The organism is Streptomyces sp. R33 (assembly GCF_041200175.1).
Taxonomy (GTDB): domain Bacteria; phylum Actinomycetota; class Actinomycetes; order Streptomycetales; family Streptomycetaceae; genus Streptomyces; species Streptomyces katrae_B.
Genome location: NZ_CP165727.1, coordinates 5,263,001 through 5,286,891 on the forward strand (window position 1 = coordinate 5,263,001; position 23,891 = coordinate 5,286,891).

The window sequence follows — 23,891 nt, forward strand, 5'->3', positions numbered from 1 at the left end:
GGCGAACACAATTGAGCCGCCTCCGGCCTGTGCCGCCTCCCGGATGGGCTAACTTTGGAGAACTTCGGACTCCCGAACCGGGTGGGGAGAAACAATTTTGGAAGCCATCCTGCTGGTCGGGGGGCAGGGGACGCGTCTGCGCCCCGTCACGGTCAACACCCCCAAGCCGATGGTGCGCGCGGCCGGGGTTCCGTTCCTCGCCCACCAGATAGCCAGGGCCGCCGCCGCAGGCGTCACGCACATCGTGATGGCCACCTGCTACCTCGCCGAGGTCTTCGAGCCGTACTTCGGTGACGGCTCCGCCTTCGGCGTCTCGCTCGAGTACGTCGTCGAGGACGAGCCGCTCGGCACCGGCGGAGCCATCCGCAACGCCGCGCGGCGGCTGACCGGCGGACCGGACTCCTCCGTCCTCGTCTTCAACGGTGACATCCTCACGGGCCTGGACATCGCCGGGCTCGTCGACTCGCACCGGGCGGCCGCCGCCGACGTCTCGCTGCACCTGGTGCGGGTGGAGGACCCGCGGGCCTTCGGCCTGGTCCCCACCGACTCCGAGGGGCGGGTGCTGGCCTTCACCGAGAAGCCGCAGACCCCCGAGGAGATCATCACCGACCAGATCAACGCCGGCTGCTACGTGTTCCGGCGCAGTGTCATCGACTCGATTCCGCAGGGGCGTCCCGTCTCCGTCGAGCGGGAGACGTTCCCCGGGCTGCTCGCCTCGGGTGCGAAGCTGCACGGGGTCACCGAGAACACGTACTGGCTGGACCTCGGCAAGCCCGAGTCCTTCGTCCAGGCGTCGGCCGACCTCGTACGCGGAGTCGTCCCCTCCCCGGCCGTCCCGGGCCCGCGCGGCGAGTCCCTGGTGCTCCCGGGCGCCGAGGTGGAAGCCGGAGCCAAGCTGTCCGGAGGCACCGTCGTGGGCGCCGGAGCCCGTATCGCCGCGGGCGCGGTCGTCGACGGCTCCATCGTGCTCGACGGCGCGGTCATCGGCCCGGACACCCGGGTGCGCGCCAGCCTGATCGGCGTGGGCGCCTCGGTGGGCACGCGCACCGTCCTGGACGGCGCGGTCCTCGGGGACGGGGCCGTCGTCGGCTCCGACAACGAACTGCGCGCGGGCGCGCGGGTGTGGTGCGGGGCCGAACTGCCCTCCGCCGCCGTCCGCTTCTCCTCCGACCGCTGACAGCACACGAAGATGCCGCCGACCACGTGAGGTCGGCGGCATCTTCGTGTCCGGCTAGTTGGCCGTGACGGTGACCTTCTCGTCGTTCTGGATCTGCTTGACGAGCTGCTGCACCTTCGCCTTGTCCCAGAGCAGGTTGCCGCCGCGCTCGCCCGCGATCGGCATGTTCATCGACACGCCCTCGCCGCCGCTGATGCCCTTCATCGCGAAGAACATGTCGGCCATGTCCCACAGCGACATGTCCTTGTCCACGATCAGCGTGTCCAGGCCCGCGCCCAGCACCGGGTACAGCTTGAAGGGGTTGAGGATCGTGCCCGGCGTGGCCGCCTGGTTGGCCAGCGTCGCCAGGAACTTCTGCTGGTTCTTCGTACGCGCCAGGTCCGACTCGGCGAATGCGTACCGGGTCCGGACGAAGGCGAGGGCCTGCTCGCCGTTGAGCGTCTGCTCGCCGGCCTTGAAGTCGGCGCCCGACTTCTCGTCCTTGAAGCCCTTCTCGATGTTCATGTCGACACCGCCGAGCGCGTCCACGATGTTCGCGAAACCGGCGAAGCCGATCTCCGCGTAGTGGTCGATGCGCAGCCCCGTGTTGTGCTCGACGGTGCGCACCAGCAGCTCCGGGCCGTCCTCCGCGTACGCCGCGTTGAGCTTGGTGTGCCGGCCCTGCGCCGCGAACTTCTTGCCCGACTGGGAGCCGACGAAGGAGGGGATCTCCACGTCGGAGTCGCGGGGCAGCGAGATCATGGTGTTCCCGCTGGAGCAGGCCGCCAGGATCATCATCGAGTCGGTGCGCTTGCCTTCGGCCGAGCCCGTGTGGAGCTTCTTCTTGTCCTCGTCGGACAGGCCTTCGCGGCTGTCGGAGCCCACGATCAGGTACGTCGTGCAGTCGCCCTCCTTCGGGCGCTCGATGACCTTGGAGAGGTCGACCTCGCGGCGCACCTTGGAGTCGGCCCAGAAGTAGGTGCCGATCGTGGTCGCGAGCAGCGCCGTGACCAGCACGATGGAGCCGATCTTGATCCGCTTGCGCCAGTCCGGAGCCGGTCCGGCCGGCCTGCGGCCCGGCCCGCCGGGACCCCCGGGGCCGCCGGGCCCGCTCGGCGCACCCGGGCCGCCCGGACCCGCCGGGCTGGTCTGCGGGCGCCCGTAGACCTGGCCGGTGTTGTAGCCGCTGTCGTAGCCGCCGTAAGTGTCGTGGCCCGGGGCCTGCTGCGGGGGTACCCCGTACGCGGGCGGCTGCCCGGGCCGGGCCGGCGGCTGCGCCGGTCGCTGCGGTTGCTGCTGCGGCGGCACCGGCCGCTGCTGCCGGCGCTGGACATGCGGCATCCGCCGGGCACCCTCCGGCTGCGCCTGTGCGCTGCCGCGTCCGTACCGGTCGTCGCCGCTGTCGTTGCGCCCCTGGGGCCACTCACTCATGCCGCCTAGGATGCCTGGCCGGACGGGGTGCCCGACAGTCCGGGCGGAGCTTCGTTCCGGTGCTGTTGCACAGCTGATGCCTGCGCGTCGGCTTTAAGGTGGGCGCATGACAGAGATACCGGGCGCCACGGCTGGCGACCTGCAGGGCAAGCCGATCTCGGCCTCGCGGACCACCCTCAGCCACATCATGACGGCCAACGACACCAACCTCCTCGGCACGGTGCACGGCGGTGTGATCATGAAGTTGGTGGACGACGCGGCCGGCGCCGTCGCCGGGCGCCACTCCGGCGGGCCCGCCGTCACCGCGTCCATGGACGAGATGGCCTTCCTCGCCCCGGTCCGCGTCGGCGACCTGGTCCACGTGAAGGCCCAGTGCAACTGGACCGGCCGCTCCTCCATGGAGATCGGCGTACGGGTCCTGGCCGAGCGGTGGAACGAGTCGACCCCCGCCACCCAGGTCGGCAGCGCCTACCTCGTCTTCACCGCCGTGGACGCAGAGGGCAAGCCCCGTACGGTCCCGCCGGTGCTCCCCGAGACCGACCAGGACCGCCGCCGCAACCAGGAGGCCCAGATCCGCCGCACGCACCGGCTCGCCCGCCGCCGGGCGATCATGGCGCTGCGCGAGGAGCGCGCGGCCCAGGGCTTCGACAGCGACTGAGCCGCCGCCCGGCCGCCGGTTACTTCCCGCAGATCACCTGGTCGCCCGTGACCACCCCGACCTGGCCCTGGTACGGGTCCTCCGGGCGGACCGGCACCACCTTCCGGTAGTCCGCTCCGGCGATCACCAGGACCGTCCGGCCCTGGCCCGCCACCGCCCGCAGCTCACTGCCCGGCAGCGCGGTCGAGACCGTACGGGCCGAGCGGTCCCAGCGGGGGTCGTACGCGATCACCGTGCGCTTGACGTTGCGGCTCGCGCCGCCCACCGGGGCCCGGGTGGTGTCGAAGCCGGTGGCGCGCAGTGCCGTGTCCACCCGCCCGCCCAGCCCGTCGATCCGGGTCCCGTTCTCCACCTGGACCCGGATCTGCTGCGGCGGCACGTCCACCCGCACCGCCGGCTGCTGCTGCGCCCGGAGCCCGGACTGCCCTTGTGCCTGCCCCTGTGCCTGTGCCTGCGCCTGCCCCCGCACCGGTCCCGGTGCGGAGGGGGCGGCCAGCGGCCTGTCCTGGCGCAGCGCCTCGAAGAGCTTCGCGGCCTTCGGCTCGTCCCATTTCACCGTCGAGCCGATGCCCTTGACGGGGTACGAGGGGTTCCCGATCGGCACCGAGGCGAACTCCGAGGAGGCCGGGGTGAAATCGCGCATGGCCTGACCCAGGGCCAGCATCTGCTCCGATCCGAAGCCCCGGTCGGCCCGGACCGAGCCCAGCAGCGTGGAGCTGACCTCCTTGAACTTCACCGGGTTCAGCAGTACCCCGCCGCCGGTCGCCTGCTTGACCAGGGCGGCGACGAACCGCTGCTGGCGCTGCATGCGGCCGAGGTCGGCGGCCCCGTCCACGTGGCGCGAGCGCACGTACTGCAGGGCCTGTCCGCCGCTGAGCCGGTGGGTGCCGGGCAGCAGGTCCAGGCCGGTGTTCTTGTCGTGCAGGGCCTTGGCGGTGCAGATCTCCACGCCGCTCATCGCGTCGACGGTCTTCATGAAGCTGCTGAAGTCGACCTCCAGGTAGTGGTCGATCTTCACCCGGGTCAGGTTCTCGACCGTCCGCACGGTCAGCTGCGGCCCGCCCTCCGCGTACGCCGCGTTGAGCTTCACGGCGTGCGGTCCGTGCTGCTTCCCACTGGACTCGTCCCGGTGCGCGGGCAGCTCGGCGTAGCTGTCGCGGGGCAGGCTGACGACGCTGGCCCGCTGCCGGTTCGCGGAGAGGTGCACCAGCATCACGGTGTCGGTGCAGTGGCAGGGGGCGCCGCCGAGGCGGTACTCGCGCCTGTCCTGCCGGGTGATCTTGTCCCGGCCGTCGGTGCCGACCAGCAGGAAGTTCAGGCCGTGCCCGGCCTGCGGCCGGTTCTTCATGTCCTTGAACGGGTCCACCCGCTCGATCCCGGTGTCCAGGCCGGTCATCACCGCGTGCCCGATCGCCCCGGAGCCCAGCACCGCCACGGCCAGCCCGGCCGCCAGCCGTACCCCCCACCGCGGCCGGTCCCCCCGGCGCCGGGCCGGACCACCGCCCCGCCGCGCGCGCTGCGGCTGCGGGGGCCGGGCGGGTCGGGTGGGGCGGTGTGGCTGGGGCACGGGGGACACCTCCGCGGGGGCAGTAGGGGCCGACAGGAACGAACCAGACACAGCGGGCAGATCGTCAGAACAGTAGGCCCATACGATCAGCCTCTGTCCCTACCGATCATGCGGCGCGCACCCGTTTCCCCCGTACGCGGTAACGTGACACCGATACCCGACCTTGAAGGACCACATGCCCGCCCAGCAGCCCGCAGTCTCGGTGATCATGCCGGTGCTCAACGAGGAGCGCCATCTGCGTGACTCCGTCCGCCACATCCTCGGACAGGAGTACGCCGGTGAGATGGAGGTGGTGATCGCGCTGGGGCCGTCCAAGGACCGCACCGACGAGATCGCCGCCGAGCTCGTACGCGAGGACCCCCGCGTCGTCACCGTTCCGAACCCCTCCGGCCGCACCCCGGCCGCCCTCAACGCCGCCATCAAGGCCTCGCGACACCCCGTCGTGGTGCGCGTCGACGGCCACGGCATGCTCTCGCCGAACTACATCGCCACCGCGGTCCGCCTCCTGGAGGAGACCGGTGCGCAGAACGTCGGCGGCATCATGCACGCCGAGGGCGAGAACGCCTGGGAGGACGCCGTCGCCGCCGCGATGACCTCGAAGATCGGCGTCGGTAACGCGGCCTTCCACACCGGGGGCAAGGCCGGCCCGGCCGACACCGTCTACCTGGGCGTCTTCCGCCGCGAGGCGCTGGAGCTGGCCGGCGGGTACAACGAGGAGTTCATCCGCGCCCAGGACTGGGAGCTGAACTTCCGCATCCGTGAGGCCGGCGGGCTCATCTGGTTCTCGCCCGAGCTGAAGGTCCAGTACCGCCCGCGGCCGTCCGTACGGGCGCTCGCCAAGCAGTACAAGGACTACGGCCGCTGGCGGCACGTGGTGGCCCGCTACCACTCGGGCTCGATCAACCTGCGCTACCTCGCGTCGCCGACCGCCCTGTGCGCGATCGTGGCCGGCGTGCTGGCCGGTGCGGTCGTCAGCCCGTGGGGCTTCGTGGTCCCGGCCGGCTACCTCGCGGCGATCACCGTCGGCTCGATCCCGGCCGGCAAGGGCCTGTCCCTGAAGGCGCGGGCGCAGATCCCGGTGGCCATGGCCACCATGCACATGTCCTGGGGCTTCGGCTTCCTGACCAGCCCGCGCTCGCTCGCGGCCAAGGTCATCGCGAGCCGCCGCCCGGCGGTGCGCCGCGACTTCGCCAGCGAGGTCTGAGCGGGCCGCGTACGTACACGTGAAGGGGCCCGGGGTGCTGTCGGCCGACAGCACCCCGGGCCCCTTCACGTGCAGGCGCTACCAGGTGAAGCCCGGCTGGATCGCCATGCACTCCTTGTCGTCGTCGCCGTTGAACGGGCGGGCCGAGTCCGGCGCCTTGGTCGGGGCGGGCGGCGGCGGGGTCGGCGCGTTGCCGGTCCGCCAGTCCTTGCCGACGAACAGGACGATCCCGGTGACGTCGTCGGACTTCTCCAGGGCGCTCGCCGGCAGGCCGAGCGCGGTGGCCACGGCCGCCGCGTCACCCGCCTGGTCCGGGCTCGAGAAGCGGATCACGGTGGTGTCCTCGGCCGCGGTCTGCGTGGCGGACGAGGCCTTGGTGAAGCCCTTGCCGACCAGGAGGGCGGCGACGTCGTCGGCCCGGCCCTTGACCCGGGTCTGGGCGCCGTCCTTGCCGCCGGTCGCGTTGCGCACCGTGACCGGGATCTTCGCCGGGGGCGCGGCCGGGTCGGCGGCCGGCTGGGACGGGGCCGCGGGGGACCCGGAGGCGGCGGGGGACCCGGAGGCGGCCGGCGCCGACGGATCGGCGGCCGGGTTCCCGGACCCCTTGCCGTCGAGTGCGATGTCCTCGCGGACCATCCGGAACAGGCCCTCGGCCTCGACCGGCTTGGGCTCGACCCGGCCCTCCTCGCGGGTGCTGTACACCCACGGCATGGTGGTCATCGTGATCCGCCCGGTGGGGACCTTCTTGAGCTCCATGCTGAGGTCGTACAGCTTGTCGATCTTGTTGAGGCCGGGGTCCACGACCATGGCCTTGATGGCCGCCTGCGCCAGGCTGTTGAGCTTCACCGGGTTGCTGAGCTTGGCGTTCTTGCGGAACTCGCGGGCCATCGAGTTCATGTACATGTGCTGGGCGTGGGTCCGGCCGAGGTCGGTGCCGTCCTCGAAGCCGTAGCGGGTGCGCAGCCACTGCAGGGCCTGCTCGCCCTGGATGGTGTTCGTTCCTGCGGGGAGCTTCAGGCCGGAGCCCTTGCCGTCCTTGGTGCGCGACTCCACGTTCTGCTGGACGCAGACCGGGACGCCGCCGATGGCGTCCGCCATCGTCACCACGCCCTTGAAGTCGATCATCATGAAGTGGTCGATCGGGATGTGCGTGAGCTCCTGCCAGGCGGCGACCGTGCAGCCCGGCCCGCCCCGGCTGAGGGACTCGTTGGTCTGGACGAGGCCCCTGCTGGCCTGGTGGACCTTGCCGCCCGGCTCGGTGCACTTCGGCATCATCAGCATGGTGTCGCGCGGCATCGACACGACCGACATGTTGCTGCGGTCCGCCGACAGGTGCAGCAGCATCTGCACGTCCGCGAGGGGCGGGCCGTCGAAGGTGTCCCTGGCCCCGCCGAGGGCCTGGTTGGCCGCGTCGTCACGGGCGTCGGAGCCGATGAGGAGGATGTTCAGCGGGGTCTGCCCGAAGGCGTTGGGCTTGGAGCCGCCCAGCTTGGTCTCGCCGAGGTTCAGCGCGTCCGTCTTGATGCTGCCGTTGAGGTGGCGGTAGTAGAGGTAGCCGCCCGCCGCCGTTGCGAGTATGAGGAAGGACAGGACGGTGGACACCCAGCGCAGCACGCGCCGGCGGCCCCGTCGCTTCGGGCCGCCGCTGCCGGCTCCGGCGCCGGATATGCCACCGTCGGGCTGGGCGGGCGCCCCCTCCCCTCGCACACTGCTGTGCCTCACACGTCCCCCTCAAGATTCACTTCGTGTCGTGGTGTGCCGGTCCACCGGCACAGGCCGGCCCCCGGCCGGACAGCCGGTCCGGGCCGTCCGGCCTTCTTGCCCTGCTCGGCCTGTCAGGCCTCTCGGCCTACTTGGCGCAGACCGCCTTGTCGGCCTCGGCCCGCTGAATCTCCTCCGGCGCCTTCTGAGGCGCCGTCAGCGAGACCCCCGCCCCCTTGAAGTCCGCGCCGAGCGTCAGCTTCATCGGGGTCTTGGGCGCGGCGTCCGCCGGGCCCATCTTCAGTGCCGTGGCCGGCAGGCCCATCATGTCGGCCAGCGCCCGGGCCTGGTCGGCCTGGTTGGGCGCGTACTCCAGCTGCGTCGCGTCGACCTTCGCGGGCGCATTGCCGCGGTTGCTGGCCTTGTTCACGCCCTTGCTGTTCTGCAGCCAGCTCAGGGTGCTGGAGGCGGCGCCCCCGGGTCCGCCGCCGTTGTAGACGTCCACCCGTACGTCGCCCGCGGGCGCGCGGTTGCCCTGGAGCAGGGCGTCCGCCTTGCTCCTGGCCTCCGCGTCGGCCGCGTCCTTCGCCGCCTGCTCCTTCTGCTCGACCTCCGTCAGCGAGACGTCGGCCTGGATCATCTTCAGCAGGGGGTCGGCCACGCGCTGGTCGACGACGACGGTCGCCTTCTTGCCCTCGGGCTCGGCAGGGTTGTCGAGCACCGGGAGCGTGGTGAAGGTGATGTTCTTCAGGTCGATGTCCTTCAACTCACCGGCGAGGTTGGTGAGTTTGTCGATGGACCCTATGCCCGAGTCGACGGTCAGCGACTTGGTGGCCGCCTCCGCGAGGGAGAAGAACTTCTTCGGACTGGTCAGCGTCTCCTTCGACTTCATCTCGCGCATCATCGAGCCCAGGAACTGCTGCTGGGTCTTGATCCGGTCGAGGTCGCCGTGGTTCCCGAACGAGTGCCGGGTCCGTACGAAGGCCAGGGCCTGCTCGCCCTGCAGCCGGTGCTCGCCGGCGTCCAGCTTCAGCTTGGAGTCCTTGTCGTCCACGGGCTTCGCGAGGCAGACCGGAACGCCGCCGACCGCCGTGCTCAGCACCTTCACCGCGTTGAAGTCGACCATCATGAAGTTGTCGACGGTGACGCCGGTGATCTCCTTCACCGTACGCATGGTGCAGCCCGGGTCGCGGCCCTCCTGGCCGAGGCTGACGTTGAACCGCGTCCCCTTCTGGCCGGGGATGGTCTTCGTCGAACCGTCGGGCTGCTTCGTCGGGCAGGCGGGGATGTTCGTGATCAGGTCGCGCGGGATGGACAGCGCGGTGGCGTTGCTGCGGTCCTTGGAGACGTGGAAGAGGATCGTGGTGTCGGCGTGGCCGACGCTCTCCGCGTCCCCGTAACCCTCGTTGCCCGCGCCGCTGCGCTTGTCGGTGCCGATGACCAGGATGTTGATGGGCTGGTCCTTCTTGAACCCGCCCGAGCCCGCGTCGCCGACGTCGGTGACGTTGAGGTTGCTGTTCAGGTGGTCGTAGTAGAGGTACGCGCCCACCGAACCGGCGACCAGCAGGAAGGCCAGGGTGCCGCCGGTGACGACCAGGATCCTCTTGCGTCGGCCGCCGCCTGCGCCGCCTTTGCGTGGACGTCCGCCGCGCCGCCCGGGCGGACCGTCGCCGCGCCGCGGGCCGGGTACCGCCGGGGACGGGGCCTTGGGGGCTGCCGGCGCTCCGGGGCGGGCCGAGGACGATCTGCGGGGAGCTGCGGCCGAAGGCCGCTGCTGCGCAGCGGAGCGGTCCAGTTGCAGTTCGTAGTTGCCTGTGCGTGGATTGAGCACCCACTGGTCTGCGGGGTCGATATCGTTCGCCCGCCCACGGCTTTGCGCATCCACGGTTGCTCGAATCCTCCGTCGGTGCCTCGCGACGCGCCTCCCCCAAGACGCCCGGTCAACGATCCGGCTGCTGGTGCACGGCCTCTTTTCTGGCCGGGGCACCGGATCGCTCACCTTATCCGGCCAGGTCAACTGCAAACCATGGTGGTGACAAATTCCACTGCCCTTATAACGGCCCAAACCCCCCAACCCCCTCTGTACGGGCACCGCCTTTGGGGATTGCTTTACCGGCAATCGGCCGTACCCGCCGTGGTTCCCGTGAAGGTGGGGACGGGAGCCGGGGTGGAGCCGGTTCCCGACGGGGGTGCGGAGGCGTTGGATTCGCCGGCGCGGGCGCTCTCCCGGAGCTGTTCGGTTTCGGCCGTCGGCGGGGTGACCGTCAGCGGCCGGTCCGCCCGCAGCTGCTCGAAGAGTTGGGCCGCGGCCGGCTGCACCAGCTCGTCCCGGTTCGGGTCGGCGGCGTACGGGCGGCGCGGCACCGTCAGGAACTTGACCTGCTCGGCCGGTACGTCCCGGATGCCCCGAACCAGTTCGTACAGGTCGCGCAGCGAGGCCAGCCCCGGGTCCGTGGTCAGCGAGGAGGTCGCCGCGTCCAGCAGCGGGTACAGCCGGCCCGGGTTCAGCAGGACACCGTTGCTCTGCACCTTCTTGACCATCGAGCCGAGGAACTGCTGCTGGCGCTCCATCCGTTCGGTGTCGCTGCCGTCGCCCAGGCTGTAGCGGGCGCGGACGAAGCCGAGGGCCTGCTCCCCGTGCAGGGTCTGCCGGCCGGCCGGCAGCTTCAGCTTCGCCTCGGGGTCGTTCATCGGCTGCTTGAGGCAGACCTCCACCCCGCCGACCGTGTCGACCATCTTCTTGAACCCGACGAAATCCACCACCATGTGGTGGTCGATCCGGATTCCGGTCATTTTCTCCACCGTGCGGATCGTGCAGGCGGCACCGCCCCACTGGAACGCCCAGTTGAACTGCGCGAGCCGCTCGACGGTCCGGCTCCCGCCCTCCGTCAGGCAGGCGGGGATCCGCGTCATCAGGTCCCGGGGTATGGAGACCGCCGTCGCGCTCCTGCGGTCCGCGGGCAGGTGCAGCAGGATCGCGGTGTCCGAGCGCTCGGTGCCCCCGTCCCGCCCGTACCGGGCGTTCTCCTCGCCGGAGCGCGAGTCCGAGCCGATCAGCAGGATGTTCTGCGCGCCGCCCACGAGGTGCGTGGGGCGCTCCCGCTCGTAGCGCTCGAGCTCGGCCGCCGCGGACGTGTCCTCGGTGATGTTCGCGTCGAGCTTGCGGTAGAGCCACCAGCCGGTGGCCGCCCCGGCCAGGACCAGCAGGGCCAGCCCGAGCCCGATCCAGCGCAGCAGACGGCGCCGGCGGCCGCGCGGAGGCTTCGAGGAGCCTCCGCCGGCCGGGGTGCCGCCCGGTATGCCTGCGCTGTCCGTCACTCGCGTTCCGTCCCCTCGCCGCACCGGCTGAGTCGGTGACTCGTGCGGGCCGTACGGGTGGATGCACGGCCTCTGCCGATCGTGCCCCCGGCCCGTCGGGAGGGCCCGGGGGCAGGCCCCTGTCTAGGGCCGTCCGGGTGACAGATCGCCCCGCCGTGCGGTTGGGCGGAGTGGGTGACGGCGCCGCCCTGCGGCGGGACCGGTCAGGCGGCGGTGTGGGTGACGCGCTCGCTCTCGATCCGCTGCGCCAGGCCGTCCGCAGGCAGCCGGTCCAGGTTCCGGCACAGCACCACGGACCCGCCCGCCGCGAGCGCGGCGAACAGCCCTGCCGACAGCCCGTCCCAGCTGTCGTAGCCGAGCCCGGACAGCAGCCGCGAACCCGTGCCGAGGCCGAGCTTCGCCGCGTCCTCGCGGGCCCGGTCGACGATCCGGGTGTACGAGAACTCCTCACCGCCGACCACCAGCCCCGGGCCGTCCGCGTCCACGGGGACGAACGGGGCGAAGCGGTCGCCCTGCCCCGGCACCTCCACCGCGTAGTCCGCGAACCCGGCGGGCGGCTGCGGGAACCGCCCGCCCAGCGGCCGCAGCGCGAGCGCGACCCGCTCGCCGGAGCAGGCCGCGGCCTCCTCCAGGGTGTCGGGCCCGCTCACCACCAGATCGGCACCGGCCGGATCCCCGCCCACCTCGGCGACGACCCCGACCGAGGCGCAGGCGAGCAGCCACACGGCGCTCTGCCAGTGCGCGGGGAGCAACAGCGCGAGCCGGTCGCCGGGCTCGGCGCCCAGGTCGCCCTGGAGCAGATTGGCGGTCTTGGCCACCCAATTGGCGAAGGTGGCGACGGACAATTCGACGCGCTCGCCCGTGGCGTCGTCGTAGAAGGTGACGAGCGGGCGGCCCGGATCGGCGGCGAGCGCGGATCGCAGCAGGTCGGCAGGGGTGCGGTCAGTGGCGTTCACCCGCCCCAGCCTACGCGCGGGCCCCGCCCGTACGGCGGGCACCGGCTCCTCCGTACGGGCGAGGGACACGCGCACCGGATCGGACGGTCCGTCAGTTCTCCGATGGCGCTTCGTGGTGACTGTGCTCAGCATCGCTTTCATGCGTGGATTCCTTGCTTCCTCGATCGGTGTCGCGACGGCCGCCGCTCTGGCCCTGCCGCTCGCGCTCTCCACTCCGGCCCTGGCCGCGCCGTCCGGGGGCGCGGCCGCCCCCGTGGCCCCGGCCGGGTCGACCGAGTCGCTGCCGCTCGCCCCCCTGGGGCCCGCGGCCGACCGGTCGCCCGGCGTCCCCGGCATGAGCGCCTCGCCGCGGCTGCCCGAGACCCAGGGTCTGCCGCCGCGCGAGGTCAAGAGGTTCTCGCTGGTCGGCGTCGTCTGGGACGACGCGAGCACCGAACTGTTCGGCCGGGTCCAGGTCCGCACCCGCGCGGTGGCGACCGGGACCTGGTCCGACTGGCAGGACGTCGAGACCCGCAACAGCGAACACGCCCCCGACCTCGGCACCGCGGAGAGCGGCACCGGCCGGGTCCGCGGCAGCACGGCCCCGCTGTGGGTCGGCGACTCCGACGGGGTCGAGGTCCGCGTCCAGGCGGAACCGGGCGCCCCGGCCGCCCGCGCGGCGGCCCGGCTCCCGTCGGGCCTGCGGATCGAACTCGTCGACCCCGGCGCGTCGGACCCGGTGACGGTGATCGACGCCAAGAACGGCGCCTCGGGCACCTCCGACGAGCCCGATGGCGACGACAAGGGCGACGTGGAGGCCCTGCCGGGCATGAGCATGGAGACGGCGGAGTCCTCCTCCGCCAACGTCCCGCTGGCCCCGCTCGGGGCGATGGAGATCGCCGCGCTCAACAAGGCGGACTCCACCGCCGACGCGGTCCTCGCCAGCGACGGCACCCTCAGCGCGGCGGCCCGCCCGTACATCGGCCCGCGGCCGCGGATCGTCACGCGGCTGGGCTGGGGCGCGGACGAATCCCTGCGCGAGCCGGGTTTCATCTACACGAGCACGGTCAAGGCCGCCTTCGTCCACCACAGCGCCTCGGGCAACAACTACACCTGCAAGGACGCCCCGAAGGTACTGCGCAGCCTGTACCGCTACCACGTGGTCAGCAGCGGCTGGCGCGACATCGGCTACAACTTCGCCGTCGACAAGTGCGGCACGGTGTACGAGGGCCGGGCGGGCGGAGTCGCCAAGGCGGTGCAAGGCGCGCACACCATGGGGTTCAACACGGACAGCATGGGCATCGCGGTGATCGGCACGTACTCGACCACCGCGCCGCCCGCTGCCGCGGTGAAGGCGGTGGCGCAGCTGACGGCCTGGAAGCTGGGCCTGTTCAACCGGGACCCGCGGGCGAAGACCACCCTGAAGTCCGGCGGTGGCAACAAGTTCGCGAAGGGCACGAACGTGCAGCTGAACGTCATCTCGGGCCACCGCGACGGCTTCGCCACGGAATGCCCGGGCAAGCTCCTGTACGGCCAACTCCCCCCCACCCGCACCTCCTCGGCCAAGCTCCAGGGCCGTCCCTAGATCCGGCACGATCCAGCCCCCGCCGGTGTTCGAGGCGCGGGGGTCCGGGGGCTGGCCCCCAGCAGCGGCGCCGCAGCCGTGCGGGGTCCGGGCGGAGCGCGGGGAAGGGGGCAGGGCGGGTAGGGGACCGGCCCCGCAGGGCTACGCTCAATGGCATGGCCGGCCGCTTCGACCCCCTCACCCGCGCCGCCGTCCGCGGCGGCCGCACCACCGTGCCCGCAGGCACCGCCGGGCGGCCCGTGGCCCAAACGGGGCCCGCCCGGACCGCGGCCGGGGCCCTGGCCCGGACCTGGACCCCCGAGGGCGTCGTCGACCTCGGGCTCACGCTCGGCCCGCTCAGACGCGGCCCCGGCGACCCCACCTTCCGCACCACCCCCGACGGCTCCGTCTGGAAGACCACCCGCACCCCCCAGGGCGCGGCCACCCTCCGCGTGGCACTGAGCCCGGGCACCGGTACCGCCGAGGCAGAGGCCTGGGGCCCCGGCGCCGAGTGGATGCTCGACGGACTCCCCGCCCTCCTCGGCGACGGCGACGACCCCGCCGCCTTCGTTCCCCGCCACCGGCTCCTGCACGCCAGCCACCGCCGCCGCCCCGGCCTCCGCCTCACCCGTACCGGACTGGTCCTGGAGTGCCTGATCCCGACCGTCCTGGAGCAGAAGGTCACCGCCGACGAGGCGTACCGGGCCTGGCGGCGCCTGGTGTGCCAGTACGGGGAGCCCGCACCCGGCCCCGAGCACCGCCCGCAGGGCCTGTACGTCATGCCCGACGCCCGGACCTGGGCGCTGATCCCGTCCTGGGACTGGCACAAGGCGGGCGTCGACGCCAAGCGCTCCGCGACCATCGTCCGCGCCGTCCGGGTCGCGCGCCGGCTCGAGGAGGCCGCGGCCATGGACCTCACCGCGGCGGCGCAACGGCTGGAGGCCGTACCCGGCATCGGCCCCTGGACCTCCGCCGAGACCCTCCAGCGCAGCAACGGCGCCCCCGACGCGGTCACCACCGGCGACCTGCACCTGCCCGGCATCATCGGCTACGCCCTCGCCGGGAACCGGGACGCCGACGACGAGGCCATGCTGGAGCTGCTCGCCCCGTACGCCGGCCAGCGCCACCGCGCGGCCCGCCTCATCCTCCTCGCCGGCCACACCCCGCCCCGCCGCGCACCCCGCATGTACCGCAACGACATCGGCAAGATCTAGGCGGCGTCGTCAATGCGGCGCCGTCGTCACCGCACCTCGACGAACGCCTCCGCCGACCGTGCCGGCCGCTCCCGGGGGGCCTCGGCCGCGTGGCCCACGGCCACCGCTCCCATCGGGTCCCAGTCCTGCGGCAGCCCGAGCACCTTGCGCACCACGTCCCGGCAGAACATCGTCGAGGACACCCACGCCGAGCCCAGCCGCTCCCCGGCCAGCGCGACCAGGAAGTTCTGCACGCCCGCGCCCATCGCGACCACGAACATCTCCCGCTCCGCCGCATCGCGCCGGGCGTGCCCGTAGTCGTGCGCGCCGTCCGTCACCATGCACGGCACCACCAGGTACGGGGCATTGCGCAGCACATCGCCCCGCCGCACCCGCTTCGCGATGGACTCCTCGGACTTGCCGTCCCGCCGCAGGTCCTCGATCCAGGCGTCCCGCATCGCGTCCAGCAGCTCCAGCCGCGCCGCCGCCGACTCCAGCAGGACGAACCGCCACGGCGTCGTGTGGTGCGGCGCCGGGGCCGTCACGGCCGCCGCCACCGCCCGGCGGACCGCGTCCGGGTCCACCGGGTCCGCCGTGAAGGCCCGTACCGTACGGCGCTGCGTCACGGCTTCCCGTACCGCCTCCGAGGTGCCCAGCCGGAACATGTCGTCGGCCGGCGAGCGCACCAGATCGGCCGCCGTCGAACCTCCGCCGAGTAGGTGCCCCAGCCCGCGTACGACCGCCACCGGCAGCCCGGCCGCCTTGCCCTTGACCAGGTCCCCGGCCGCGGCCAGCTCGTCCGCCGTGGCCACTATCGTCGCGCTGAGCGGATTGCCGTGGGCGTCCGTACCGCCGCGCAGGTCGTCCAGGACCCGCACCCCGGCCGAGCCGATCGCCACGTCCGTCAGCCCGGTGCGCCACGGCCGCCCGAAGGTGTCCGTCACGATGACGCCGACGTCGACGGAGAGCAGCTCGCGCAGGCCGGCGCGGATCGCTGCGGCCGAGGCGTCGGGGTCCTCGGGCAGCAGCAGCACCGTGCCGGGCTCGGTGTTCGAGGCGTCGACGCCGGCCGCGGCCATGACCAGCCCCTGCCGGTTCTCCACGATCCGCAGCGGGCCCCGGCGCGCGACGACCCGTACGGTCTCGGCGTCTATGGCCTCCTCGCGGGAGTCGGCGCGGACGATCCGGCCCTCCGCCTTGGAGACGATCTTCGAGGTGACCAGCAGGACGTCCCCGTCCCGCAGCCCCGCCCCGGCCGCCGCGATGAGCCGCGCGAGGTCGTCGCCGGGGCGGACCTCCGGGATCCCGGCGACGGCGCGCACCTCGTACGAGGGAACGGCGGGAGCGGAGGGGACGGAGGCGGCGGAGGGAACGCTCACCGGGAGGCCTCCGCGAGCTCCAGCGCGGCGCGGGCCATCGCGGCGGTGGCGGCCAGGTCGGTCATCATCAGCGGTACCGCACGGCAGGCGATCCCGGCGGCCTCCACCTCGGCGACCGCAGCCGCGTCGGCGGTGTCCACGAGCCAGCCGTCGAGCAGGTCGCTGCCGTAGTGCAGGGCGACGGCCGCGGCGGTGGACTCGACGCCCACGGCGGCGAGCACCTTGTCGGCCATCCCGCGCACGGGAGCGCCCCCGACGATGGGGGAGAGGCCGACGACGGGCGCCGTTGCGGCTGCCACGGCCTCGCGGATGCCGGGCACGGCGAGGATGGTGCCGACCGAGACGACCGGGTTGGACGGCGGCAGGACGATCAGGTCGGCGGCCGCGACGGCCTCGAGCACGCCGGGAGCGGGTTTGGCCTGCTCGGCGCCGACGGGTACGACGGCCTCGGCGTCGAGCGAGGCGCGCAGCCGGACCCAGTACTCCTGGAAGTGGATGACGCGGCGCTCGCCGCTCTCGGGGTCGTTGACGGCGACGTGGGTCTCGACGCGGTCGTCGGACATGGGCAGCAGCCGGACCCCGGGCTGCCAGCGGTCGCAGAGGGCCTCGGTGACGGCGCTCAGCGGGTAGCCCGCGCCGAGCATCTGCGTACGGACGATGTGGGTGGCGAAGTCGCGGTCGCCGAGGCCGAACCAGGTGGGTCCGACCCCGTACGCGGCGAGCTCCTCCTTGACGGTGAAGGACTCGTCGGTGCGGCCCCAGCCCTGGTCCTCGTTGATGCCACCGCCGAGGGTGTACATCACCGTGTCCAGATCGGGGCACACCTTCAGCCCGAACAGGTGAATGTCGTCACCGGTGTTGCCGATGACCGTGATGTCCGCGTCGGGAACCGCCGACTTGAGTCCGCGGAGGAAACGGGCGCCGCCGATGCCGCCGGCCAGAACAACAATGCGCATGCACGGCAGTCTGGCAGGTGCGCGAGCCGGTCAGACCGAAAGGGTCTCCGGCCGGGCCGGGGAGCAGTGGTGCATCGGCATCTCGGTCAGGCCCGGGAAGTAGACGTGCAGGCTGACCGCTCCGTCGAGGCCGTCGTTGACGACCTCGTGGGCGTACCCGGGGGCGAAGACGCGCTGGGAGCCGGCGCCGAGGGCGAGCGGTCCGCGCGGGCCGTGCTCGGTGAGCTCGCCTTCGAGGACGGTCAGGACGCCGGAGGAGGGGCCGTGGCCGTGCAGGCCGCTGCCCTGGCCGGGGACCCAGCTGAGCAGCCAGACCTCGTAGCCGGGGCCGGTGCGCAGCCGGTTGTACCAGCGGGTGGTGGCGTCGTACTCGACCAGGTGCTCCCACTCGGCGCGGTTCGCGGCGATGGTGCGCGCGAGGCCGACGAACTCGGCGACGGTGGCCGGGTGCTCGCGGGCGGGCTGCAGGAGGTGCTGGACGGAGAGGATGTCGCCGGCGATCTGGAGGTCGCTCTCGACGGTTACGGGAGTGGTGTTCATCGGGGAGTCCTCGATGGATGTCAGTCGTGCTGGCGGTCGCTGTGGGGGCCGGAGCTCAGGGGAGCCGGGGGCTCCGAAGGCATCAACAGCAGCAACAGCAACAGCGAACCTGGGCAGCGCACAGGAACCCACGAATGGGGGTCCGGGTGGCTGCTGAGGTCACTGACATGGGGACAAGGAGACCGGGTCGTGGGCCGGACTGTCAACCCAATGCCTCGTTTGTCGCGAAAGTTTCATCTGATCCGGTTGCTGTGCTCGGCGAAAGGTTTGTGCATACCGATGTAGGGGAGGTGGCGCTCCACGTCACGCCGGAGCCCACGAACCGCCCGGACCGCGACACGCCGCTCCGTGACCGGAATGTGATCTGCGCCGCTTCTTTGGCTTGATCGCAACCTCACCACGGAGTGACGCGTCGATTGCGGGTGAACAGGGGCACAGTGGGACGCCAGTGGCATGTGTCACGATTTTTGGCGATATGAACACTTTCTGCATACGCTTGGTTCCGCAGAGTGAATAAGGGGCCCAATAGCAGATCTCGGCTTGACTGCGCTGGAGCGGCCCACTTGTAATTTCACTCGTGTCGTTACGTAGCGATCAGTAACGACACCACCACGGGGACGCACAGACAGAGCGAGGGGCGCACATGACCGAGCTGTTTCAGGAACTGCTGGTCGAGGAGGCGGACGAAGAGCTCGGATGGCAGGAGCGTGCTCTTTGCGCCCAGACCGACCCCGAGTCCTTCTTTCCCGAGAAGGGCGGCTCCACCCGCGAGGCCAAGAAGGTCTGCCTCGCCTGTGAGGTCCGCTCCGAATGCCTCGAGTACGCACTCGCCAACGACGAGCGATTCGGCATCTGGGGCGGTCTGTCCGAGCGTGAACGCCGACGGCTGAAAAAAGCCGCGGTCTGAGCACGCAGCGCAACACAGGGCAACACTGGGCAACACCGGTCAGTACGCAGAACGAGCTTCGGAACAAAGCTTCAGAACAGAGCAATGAGCAGAGCAAACGGTCCGCCTCCTGCACCTTCCCCGCAGGAGGCGGACCGCTGTGTTCCCAGCCGTTAGTGTGGGGCGCTGTCCAGCAGCCTCCGGGAGCACAACCACCCCCGGACCCACTCCCCGGACCGCGTCCGGGGGGATCCCCAGGCCGGAGGGCCAGTAGAGCGATGTCCCTGCACAGCCAGTCGACGGCCTCCTACCAGGCTGCCGCCACACCCGAGTTCCCCCGGCACGTGGTCACCGCGGTCCTCGTCGCCCACGACGGCGCCCGCTGGCTACCGAGGACGCTCGCCGGCCTCCTCGGCCAGGAACGCCCCGCGCAGAGCCATGTCGCCGCCGACACCGGCAGCGCCGACGAATCCGCGCGCCTGCTCGGCGAGGCCTTCGGCGAGGACCGCGTCCTCCACCTCGCCCGCCGCACCGGTTTCGGCGCCGCCGTCGACGAAGCCGCCCGCACCGCGGGCACCCTGAGCCCCGAGGACCTCCCGTACCTCAAGCGCCCCAGCGGCTGGGACCCCGTCAGCCGCACCTGGCGCGACGACTCCTACGACCTCCCCGAACTCCCCCACGGCGAACCCGTCCAGTGGCTCTGGCTGCTCCACGACGACAGCGCCCCCGAACCCGACGCCCTCACCGAACTGCTGCGCGTCGCCGAGGACAACCCCGACGCCGCCGTCATCGGCCCCAAGCTGCGCGGCTGGTACGACAAGAAGCAGCTCCTCGAGGCCGGCGTCACCATCGCCCGCAGCGGCCGCCGCTGGACGGGCCTCGACCGCCGCGAACAGGACCAGGGCCAGCACGACCAGGTCCGCCCGGTCCTGTCCGTCTCCACCGCCGGCATGCTCGTGCGCCGCGACGTGTACGAGGCCCTCGGCGGCTTCGACCGCCGCCTGCCCCTCATGCGCGACGACGTCGACCTCTGCTGGCGCGCCCAGAGCGCCGGCCACACCGTCCTCGTCGCCCCCGACGCCGTGCTGCGGCACGCCGAGGCGGCCGCCCGCGAGCGCCGCACCGTCGACTGCGCCGGACGTACGAGCGCCAGCCCCCACCGCGTCGACAAGGCCGGCGCCGTCTACACGGTGCTCGCCAACAGCTCCGGGCGCGCCCTGCCGTACGTCCTGCTGCGCCTCCTCGTCGGCACCGTGCTCCGCACCCTCGCCTACCTCGTCGGCAAGGCCCCCGGCCAGGCCGTCGACGAGATCACGGGCCTCCTCGCCACCCTGCTGCGCCCCGGCCGGATCCTCGGCGCGCGCCGCAGACGGGGCCGCCCGGCCGTCCCGGCCAAGGAACTGCGCCCCCTGTTCCCGCCGCCCGGCGCGAGCCTGCGGGCCAACGCCGAACAGCTCGCCGGGTACTTCGGCGGCGACCGCGACACCGACACGGCCGCCATCGGCCGGCACGGCGGAGCCGTCGAGTCCGGCCCCGGCGGCGACGACGCCGACTACCTCGAGATCGAACAGTTCGCGCGCCTCAAGCGGATCGCCCGCAACCCCGCGCCCGTCCTCTTCGCCCTCCTCCTGCTCGTCTCCGTCATCGCCTGCCGCGCCCTGCTCGGCGGCGGCTCCCTCATGGGCGGCGCCCTGCTGCCCGCCCCCGACAGCGGGCTCGCCCTCTGGCGCAGCTACACCGACGACTGGCAGCCCGTCGCCGCCGGCTCCACCGCCGGGGCGCCGCCGTACCTCGCCGTCCTCGGCGCCTTCGCCACCCTGCTGTTCGGCTCCACCAGCGCGGCACTGACCCTGCTGCTGGTCTGCTCGGTCCCGCTCGCCGGGCTCACCGCGTACTTCGCCTCCCGGCCGCTCGTCGACTCCCGGCTGCTGCGCGCCTGGGCCGCCGTCGCCTACGCCTTCCTGCCCGCCGTCACCGGCGCGCTGGCCGGCGGGCGCCTCGGCACCGCCGTCCTGGCGATCCTGCTCCCGCTCATCGCCCGCTCGGCGGTCGCCGCCTTCAACTTCGGCTCCGCCGGACCCAAGGGCGGTGACGGCGCGGCCGAAGGCGAACGGGCCGGCTGGCGCCCGGTGTGGACGTACACCCTCCTGCTGACCCTGGCCACCGCCTTCACCCCCGTCGTATGGCTGCTGGCCGTCGTCCTCGGCACCGCCGCCCTCGTGCTGCGCCGCACCGAGTGGAAGACGTACGGCCTGCGCCTGCTCGCCACCCTCGCCGTCCCGCTCCTCGTGCTCGCCCCCTGGTCGCTGAGCCTGCTCGTGCACCCCGGCCGGCTCCTGCACGAGGCCGGTCTGGCGTACGGATCCGGCTCGGCCACCGCCCTGGACCTGCTCGGCATCAGCCCCGGCGGCCCCCGTACCGCCGGCGGCCTGCTGCTCATCGGCATCGTCCTCGCCGCCCTGGCCGCCCTGCTGCGCGCCGAGCGCCGGTTCGCGGTCCGCACCGCCTGGGCCGTCGCCCTGGCCGCCCTGCTCCTGGCCGTCGTCGTCAACCGCACCGGCTGGGCCGGGCCCGCCACCCTCGTCTACGGACTGGCCCTCCTCGCGGCCGCCGCCGTCGGCGCCGAGGGGGCCAAGGAGCGGGTCGCCGCCAGCAGCTTCGGCTGGCGCCAGCCGCTGGCCGCGCTGATCGCGCTCGGCGCCGTCGCCGGCCCGCTGCTCGGCGCCGCCGGCTGGATGATCAGCGGCGCCGACGGCCCGCTGGAGCGGCGCGACCCGGTCCAGGTCCCCGCGTTCGTCGCCGAGGAGAGCGGCACCCGCGACCAGGCCCGCACCCTCGTCCTCGGTGGCACCTCGCCCGCCACCGTCTCCTACACCCTGGTCCGCGGCTCCGGCGGCCACCTCGGCGACGCCGAACGCGCCGCCGCGGCCGGCAGCAGCCCCCAGCTCGACAAGGTCGTCTCCAGCCTCGTCGCAGGCTCCGGCGCCGACCAGACCGACCAGCTCAGCGGCTTCGCCATCCGCTACATCCTGGTCCGCGACGGGGCCCCGCAGCAGATGCGCAAGGTCCTCGACGCCACCCCGGGGCTCAGCCGCCTGAGCCAGCTCGACGGCAGCGCCCTGTGGCGCGTGGACCGCCAGGTCGCCCGCGCCGTCCTCGTCTCCGGCAAGCCGGGCGAGGCCCCCATCCCGGTCGCCTCCGGCCCCGTCGAGGCCCACACCAAGATCCCGGCCGGCGAAGCGGGCCGCATGCTGCGCATCGCCGACCGGGCCGCCCCCGGCTGGCAGGCCACCCTCGACGGCAAACCCCTCAAGCCCAAGACCCTCGACGGCTGGGCGCAGGGCTTCGAACTGCCCGCCGCCGGCGGCCGCCTGGACCTCGTCCACGAGGACGCGCTGACCCGGACCGCCTGGCACTGGGCCCAGGGCCTCCTCGCGCTGGTGCTGCTCGTGATGGCCCTGCCCGGCCGCCGGGCGAGCCTCGACGACGACCTGCCCGAGGAAGAGGCGGAAGCCGCCGAGCGGTCCGAGGCCGGAGAGGGCCGCCGGGCCCGCCGGCTGCGCGCGGAGGCGCAGTCCTCGGCCGCCGCCACGGCCGCCGCCGAGGAGCCCTCGGGCGCGGTCGCCGATCCGTACGCGGAGATCCCGGCGCAGCCGGTGTACGGGGAGGAGACCTACGCGTACCAGGCCTACGGCGACCAGGGCTACGCGTACGACCAGCAGCCCCAGCAGCCGTACGTGCCGGCGCCCGCCCAGGCCCCGGAGTACGAGCAGTACCCGTACCCGCAGCAGGGCTACGACCCCCAGCAGGGGTACCCGCAGCAGCCGCAGCAGCCGTACCCCTACCCGCCGTACGAGCAGCCGTACGACACCTACGGACAGCACGACCCGCGTCCGGACGGGAGCCCCCAGCAGTGAAGCAGCGCGCACCCCTGACGCTGGCGGCGGTGGCCGCGGCCCTGGCGGCCGTCACCGGCGTCGGATACCTCGCCGCCCCCGCCGCCCCGGCCGCCGACGACCGGACGGCGGCCGCGGCCCGGATGCCGGTGGAGCGGTCCGCGCTGGTCTGCCCGGCGCCCAGCTCCTCGGACATCGCGGAGACCACGTACACGGCGATCACCCCGGGCGCGGCCGGCGGCGGCAAGGGCACGGCCCGCCTCCTCGGCGCGACCAAGGAGGCCAAGCCGGTGCTCGAGCTCAAGGAGCGCGGCAAGCCGGCCGGGGCCGCCGCCTCCGGCGCGGAGGCGCCCGCACTGGTGGGTGTCGCCGACGGGATCCTGGCTCCCGGCTGGACCGCACAGCAGACCACGAAGGTCTCGGTCGGCCGGGCGCGCGGCGTCCTCGGCGTGAGCTGCACCGCGCCCGGCACCGACTTCTGGTTCCCCGGCGCGAGTACGGCCAAGGGGCGCGAGGACTACGTGCACCTCACCAACCCGGACGACACCGCGGCCGTGATCGACATCAAGATGTTCGGCCCGGACGGGGCGGTCAAGTCCGAGGGCGGCACCGGCGAGAACATCCGGATCGACCCCAGGTCCACCAAGTCCGTCTCGCTGGCCTCCCTCGCCCCCGGGGCCCAGCTCGCGGACGTCACCGCCCGTGTGACGACGCGGGCGGGCCGGGTCGGCGCCACCGTGCAGGTCGGCGAGGAGGGGGTGGGCGCCGACTGGCTGCCGGCCTCCACCGACCCGGCGGGCTCGCTGGTGCTGCCCGGGATCCCGGCCGACGCCACCTCGGTACGGCTGGTCGCCTTCGCGCCCGGCGAGGAGGACGCGGACCTCACCCTCAAGCTGGCCGGGCCGAACGGCTCGATCAGCCCGGCGGGCAACGAGCAGCTGCACCTCAAGGGCGGCATGACGGTGGGTGTCGACCTGAAGGACGTGACCCGGGGCGAAGCGGGTTCGCTGCTGCTGGCCCCGGCGAACGACAAGAAGGCCGTGCCGGTGGTGGCGGCCGTCCGCGTGGTCCGCGGCAGCGGCGCCAAGCAGGAGCTGGGCTTCGTCCCGGCGACCGGGCCCGTCGGGACGCGGGCGACCGTCGCCGACGACCGGGCCGACGAGAACGCGACGGTGCTCGCGCTCACGGCGGCGGGCGGCGCCGACGCGAAGGTGAAGGTGACGGCCTCGGCGGGCACGGAGGCCGGGGAGCCGGCCTCGAAGGAGGTCACGGTCAAGGCGGGCACGACGCAGACGGTGTCACTGGCCCCGGCGGGCGCCAAGGGCGCCTACGCGCTGACGGTCGAGACCGTCTCCGGCGGCCCCGTGTACGCGGCCCGCACCCTGACGCTGCCGCACGAGGGCATCCCGATGTTCACGATCCAGCCGCTGTCGGACGACCACGCGATGGTCTCGGTCCCCAGGGCCACCCAGGACCTCACGGTCCTGACCGACTAGGAACCTGAGGC

General features: G+C 72.9%; 17 protein-coding genes. 8 read left to right on the top strand and 9 right to left on the bottom strand.

The genetic code is table 11. The features are described 5' to 3' along the window. Nucleotides 1–94: 94 nt before the first annotated feature. The gene (locus AB5J51_RS24155) at nt 95–1,177 is read left to right on the top strand and encodes a sugar phosphate nucleotidyltransferase (RefSeq protein ID WP_369780303.1); all 1,083 of its coding nucleotides are present in this window, start codon (nt 95–97) and stop codon (nt 1,175–1,177) included. A gap of 54 nt (nt 1,178–1,231) precedes the next feature. Here the strand turns inward: AB5J51_RS24155 and AB5J51_RS24160 are convergent, their stop codons facing one another. Beyond that, a complete protein-coding gene (locus AB5J51_RS24160) occupies nt 1,232–2,587 on the bottom strand; it encodes an LCP family protein (RefSeq protein WP_133897863.1) in 1,356 nt (451 codons plus the stop codon). Nucleotides 2,588–2,693: 106 nt separating this feature from the next. Between AB5J51_RS24160 and AB5J51_RS24165 the strand changes: the two genes are divergently transcribed. Next, on the top strand, nt 2,694–3,245 hold the full coding sequence (locus tag AB5J51_RS24165; protein WP_053791090.1) for an acyl-CoA thioesterase: 552 nt from the start codon (nt 2,694–2,696) through the stop codon (nt 3,243–3,245). Between the two features lie 19 nt (nt 3,246–3,264). Here the strand turns inward: AB5J51_RS24165 and AB5J51_RS24170 are convergent, their stop codons facing one another. Then, the gene (locus tag AB5J51_RS24170; RefSeq protein WP_369778626.1) at nt 3,265–4,812 is read right to left on the bottom strand and encodes an LCP family protein; all 1,548 of its coding nucleotides are present in this window, start codon (nt 4,810–4,812) and stop codon (nt 3,265–3,267) included. A 175-nt stretch (nt 4,813–4,987) separates the two neighbouring features. On the opposite strand from AB5J51_RS24170, the gene AB5J51_RS24175 reads away from it, so the two are divergent. Continuing rightward, nucleotides 4,988–6,016 (top strand): glycosyltransferase family 2 protein, encoded by a 1,029-nt coding sequence (locus tag AB5J51_RS24175; RefSeq protein WP_053791091.1) that lies wholly within the window; start codon nt 4,988–4,990, stop codon nt 6,014–6,016. Nucleotides 6,017–6,094: 78 nt separating this feature from the next. Here the strand turns inward: AB5J51_RS24175 and AB5J51_RS24180 are convergent, their stop codons facing one another. The 4 genes from AB5J51_RS24180 to AB5J51_RS24195 all read right to left on the bottom strand — a co-directional run bounded on the left by AB5J51_RS24180 (nt 6,095) and on the right by AB5J51_RS24195 (nt 11,991). Next, complete coding sequence (locus AB5J51_RS24180; protein ID WP_240805502.1) at nt 6,095–7,738, bottom strand: LCP family protein; 1,644 nt, start codon at nt 7,736–7,738, stop codon at nt 6,095–6,097. A 127-nt stretch (nt 7,739–7,865) separates the two neighbouring features. Further along, nucleotides 7,866–9,602: an LCP family protein gene (locus tag AB5J51_RS24185; RefSeq protein WP_136226197.1), complete on the bottom strand. Its 1,737-nt coding sequence runs from the start codon at nt 9,600–9,602 to the stop codon at nt 7,866–7,868. Between the two features lie 224 nt (nt 9,603–9,826). Further along, complete coding sequence (locus tag AB5J51_RS24190; RefSeq protein ID WP_369778627.1) at nt 9,827–11,035, bottom strand: LCP family protein; 1,209 nt, start codon at nt 11,033–11,035, stop codon at nt 9,827–9,829. A gap of 203 nt (nt 11,036–11,238) precedes the next feature. After that, a complete protein-coding gene (locus tag AB5J51_RS24195) occupies nt 11,239–11,991 on the bottom strand; it encodes a TIGR03089 family protein (RefSeq protein WP_133897867.1) in 753 nt (250 codons plus the stop codon). A 139-nt stretch (nt 11,992–12,130) separates the two neighbouring features. On the opposite strand from AB5J51_RS24195, the gene AB5J51_RS24200 reads away from it, so the two are divergent. Together AB5J51_RS24200 and AB5J51_RS24205 are read left to right on the top strand one after the other, a co-directional pair. Further along, nucleotides 12,131–13,555 carry a peptidoglycan recognition protein gene (locus AB5J51_RS24200; protein WP_053791128.1) on the top strand — a complete coding sequence of 475 codons (1,425 nt, stop codon included), beginning with the start codon at nt 12,131–12,133 and terminating at the stop codon, nt 13,553–13,555. A gap of 155 nt (nt 13,556–13,710) precedes the next feature. Continuing rightward, the gene (locus AB5J51_RS24205; protein ID WP_136226194.1) at nt 13,711–14,748 is read left to right on the top strand and encodes a DNA-3-methyladenine glycosylase; all 1,038 of its coding nucleotides are present in this window, start codon (nt 13,711–13,713) and stop codon (nt 14,746–14,748) included. A gap of 26 nt (nt 14,749–14,774) precedes the next feature. On the opposite strand, the gene AB5J51_RS24210 is transcribed toward AB5J51_RS24205, so the two are convergent. From AB5J51_RS24210 to AB5J51_RS24220, 3 genes are read right to left on the bottom strand one after another with little or no spacing between them, the layout of a single operon-like run. Beyond that, on the bottom strand, nt 14,775–16,106 hold the full coding sequence (locus AB5J51_RS24210) for a coenzyme F420-0:L-glutamate ligase (RefSeq protein ID WP_053791095.1): 1,332 nt from the start codon (nt 16,104–16,106) through the stop codon (nt 14,775–14,777). Continuing rightward, complete coding sequence (cofD, locus tag AB5J51_RS24215; protein ID WP_053791096.1) at nt 16,103–17,062, bottom strand: 2-phospho-L-lactate transferase; 960 nt, start codon at nt 17,060–17,062, stop codon at nt 16,103–16,105. Before cofD ends, AB5J51_RS24210 begins: the two co-directional genes overlap by 4 nt. 30 nt (nt 17,063–17,092) lie before the next feature. Further along, entirely contained in the window at nt 17,093–17,602 is a 510-nt protein-coding gene (locus AB5J51_RS24220; RefSeq protein ID WP_369778628.1) for a cysteine dioxygenase family protein, read from the bottom strand. A 643-nt stretch (nt 17,603–18,245) separates the two neighbouring features. Between AB5J51_RS24220 and AB5J51_RS24225 the strand changes: the two genes are divergently transcribed. The 3 genes from AB5J51_RS24225 (at nt 18,246) to AB5J51_RS24235 (ending at nt 23,880) form a co-directional block, all read left to right on the top strand. Next, nucleotides 18,246–18,509, top strand: coding sequence for a WhiB family transcriptional regulator (locus AB5J51_RS24225; RefSeq protein ID WP_003983763.1), 264 nt, complete (start codon nt 18,246–18,248; stop codon nt 18,507–18,509). A 257-nt stretch (nt 18,510–18,766) separates the two neighbouring features. Beyond that, complete coding sequence (locus AB5J51_RS24230; protein WP_369778629.1) at nt 18,767–22,405, top strand: glycosyltransferase family 2 protein; 3,639 nt, start codon at nt 18,767–18,769, stop codon at nt 22,403–22,405. Next, the gene (locus AB5J51_RS24235; protein WP_369778630.1) at nt 22,402–23,880 is read left to right on the top strand and encodes a DUF5719 family protein; all 1,479 of its coding nucleotides are present in this window, start codon (nt 22,402–22,404) and stop codon (nt 23,878–23,880) included. Before AB5J51_RS24230 ends, AB5J51_RS24235 begins: the two co-directional genes overlap by 4 nt. Nucleotides 23,881–23,891 lie beyond the last annotated feature (11 nt).

Coding starts and splice junctions, on each gene's coding strand:
- AB5J51_RS24160 (WP_133897863.1), bottom strand. CDS start 2,587: ATGAGTGAGTGGCCCCAGGGGCGCAACGACAGCGGCGACGACCGGTAC.
- AB5J51_RS24205 (WP_136226194.1), top strand. CDS start 13,711: ATGGCCGGCCGCTTCGACCCCCTCACCCGCGCCGCCGTCCGCGGCGGC.
- cofD (WP_053791096.1), bottom strand. CDS start 17,062: ATGCGCATTGTTGTTCTGGCCGGCGGCATCGGCGGCGCCCGTTTCCTC.
- AB5J51_RS24200 (WP_053791128.1), top strand. CDS start 12,131: ATGCGTGGATTCCTTGCTTCCTCGATCGGTGTCGCGACGGCCGCCGCT.
- AB5J51_RS24165 (WP_053791090.1), top strand. CDS start 2,694: ATGACAGAGATACCGGGCGCCACGGCTGGCGACCTGCAGGGCAAGCCG.
- AB5J51_RS24225 (WP_003983763.1), top strand. CDS start 18,246: ATGACCGAGCTGTTTCAGGAACTGCTGGTCGAGGAGGCGGACGAAGAG.
- AB5J51_RS24230 (WP_369778629.1), top strand. CDS start 18,767: ATGTCCCTGCACAGCCAGTCGACGGCCTCCTACCAGGCTGCCGCCACA.
- AB5J51_RS24175 (WP_053791091.1), top strand. CDS start 4,988: ATGCCCGCCCAGCAGCCCGCAGTCTCGGTGATCATGCCGGTGCTCAAC.
- AB5J51_RS24220 (WP_369778628.1), bottom strand. CDS start 17,602: ATGAACACCACTCCCGTAACCGTCGAGAGCGACCTCCAGATCGCCGGC.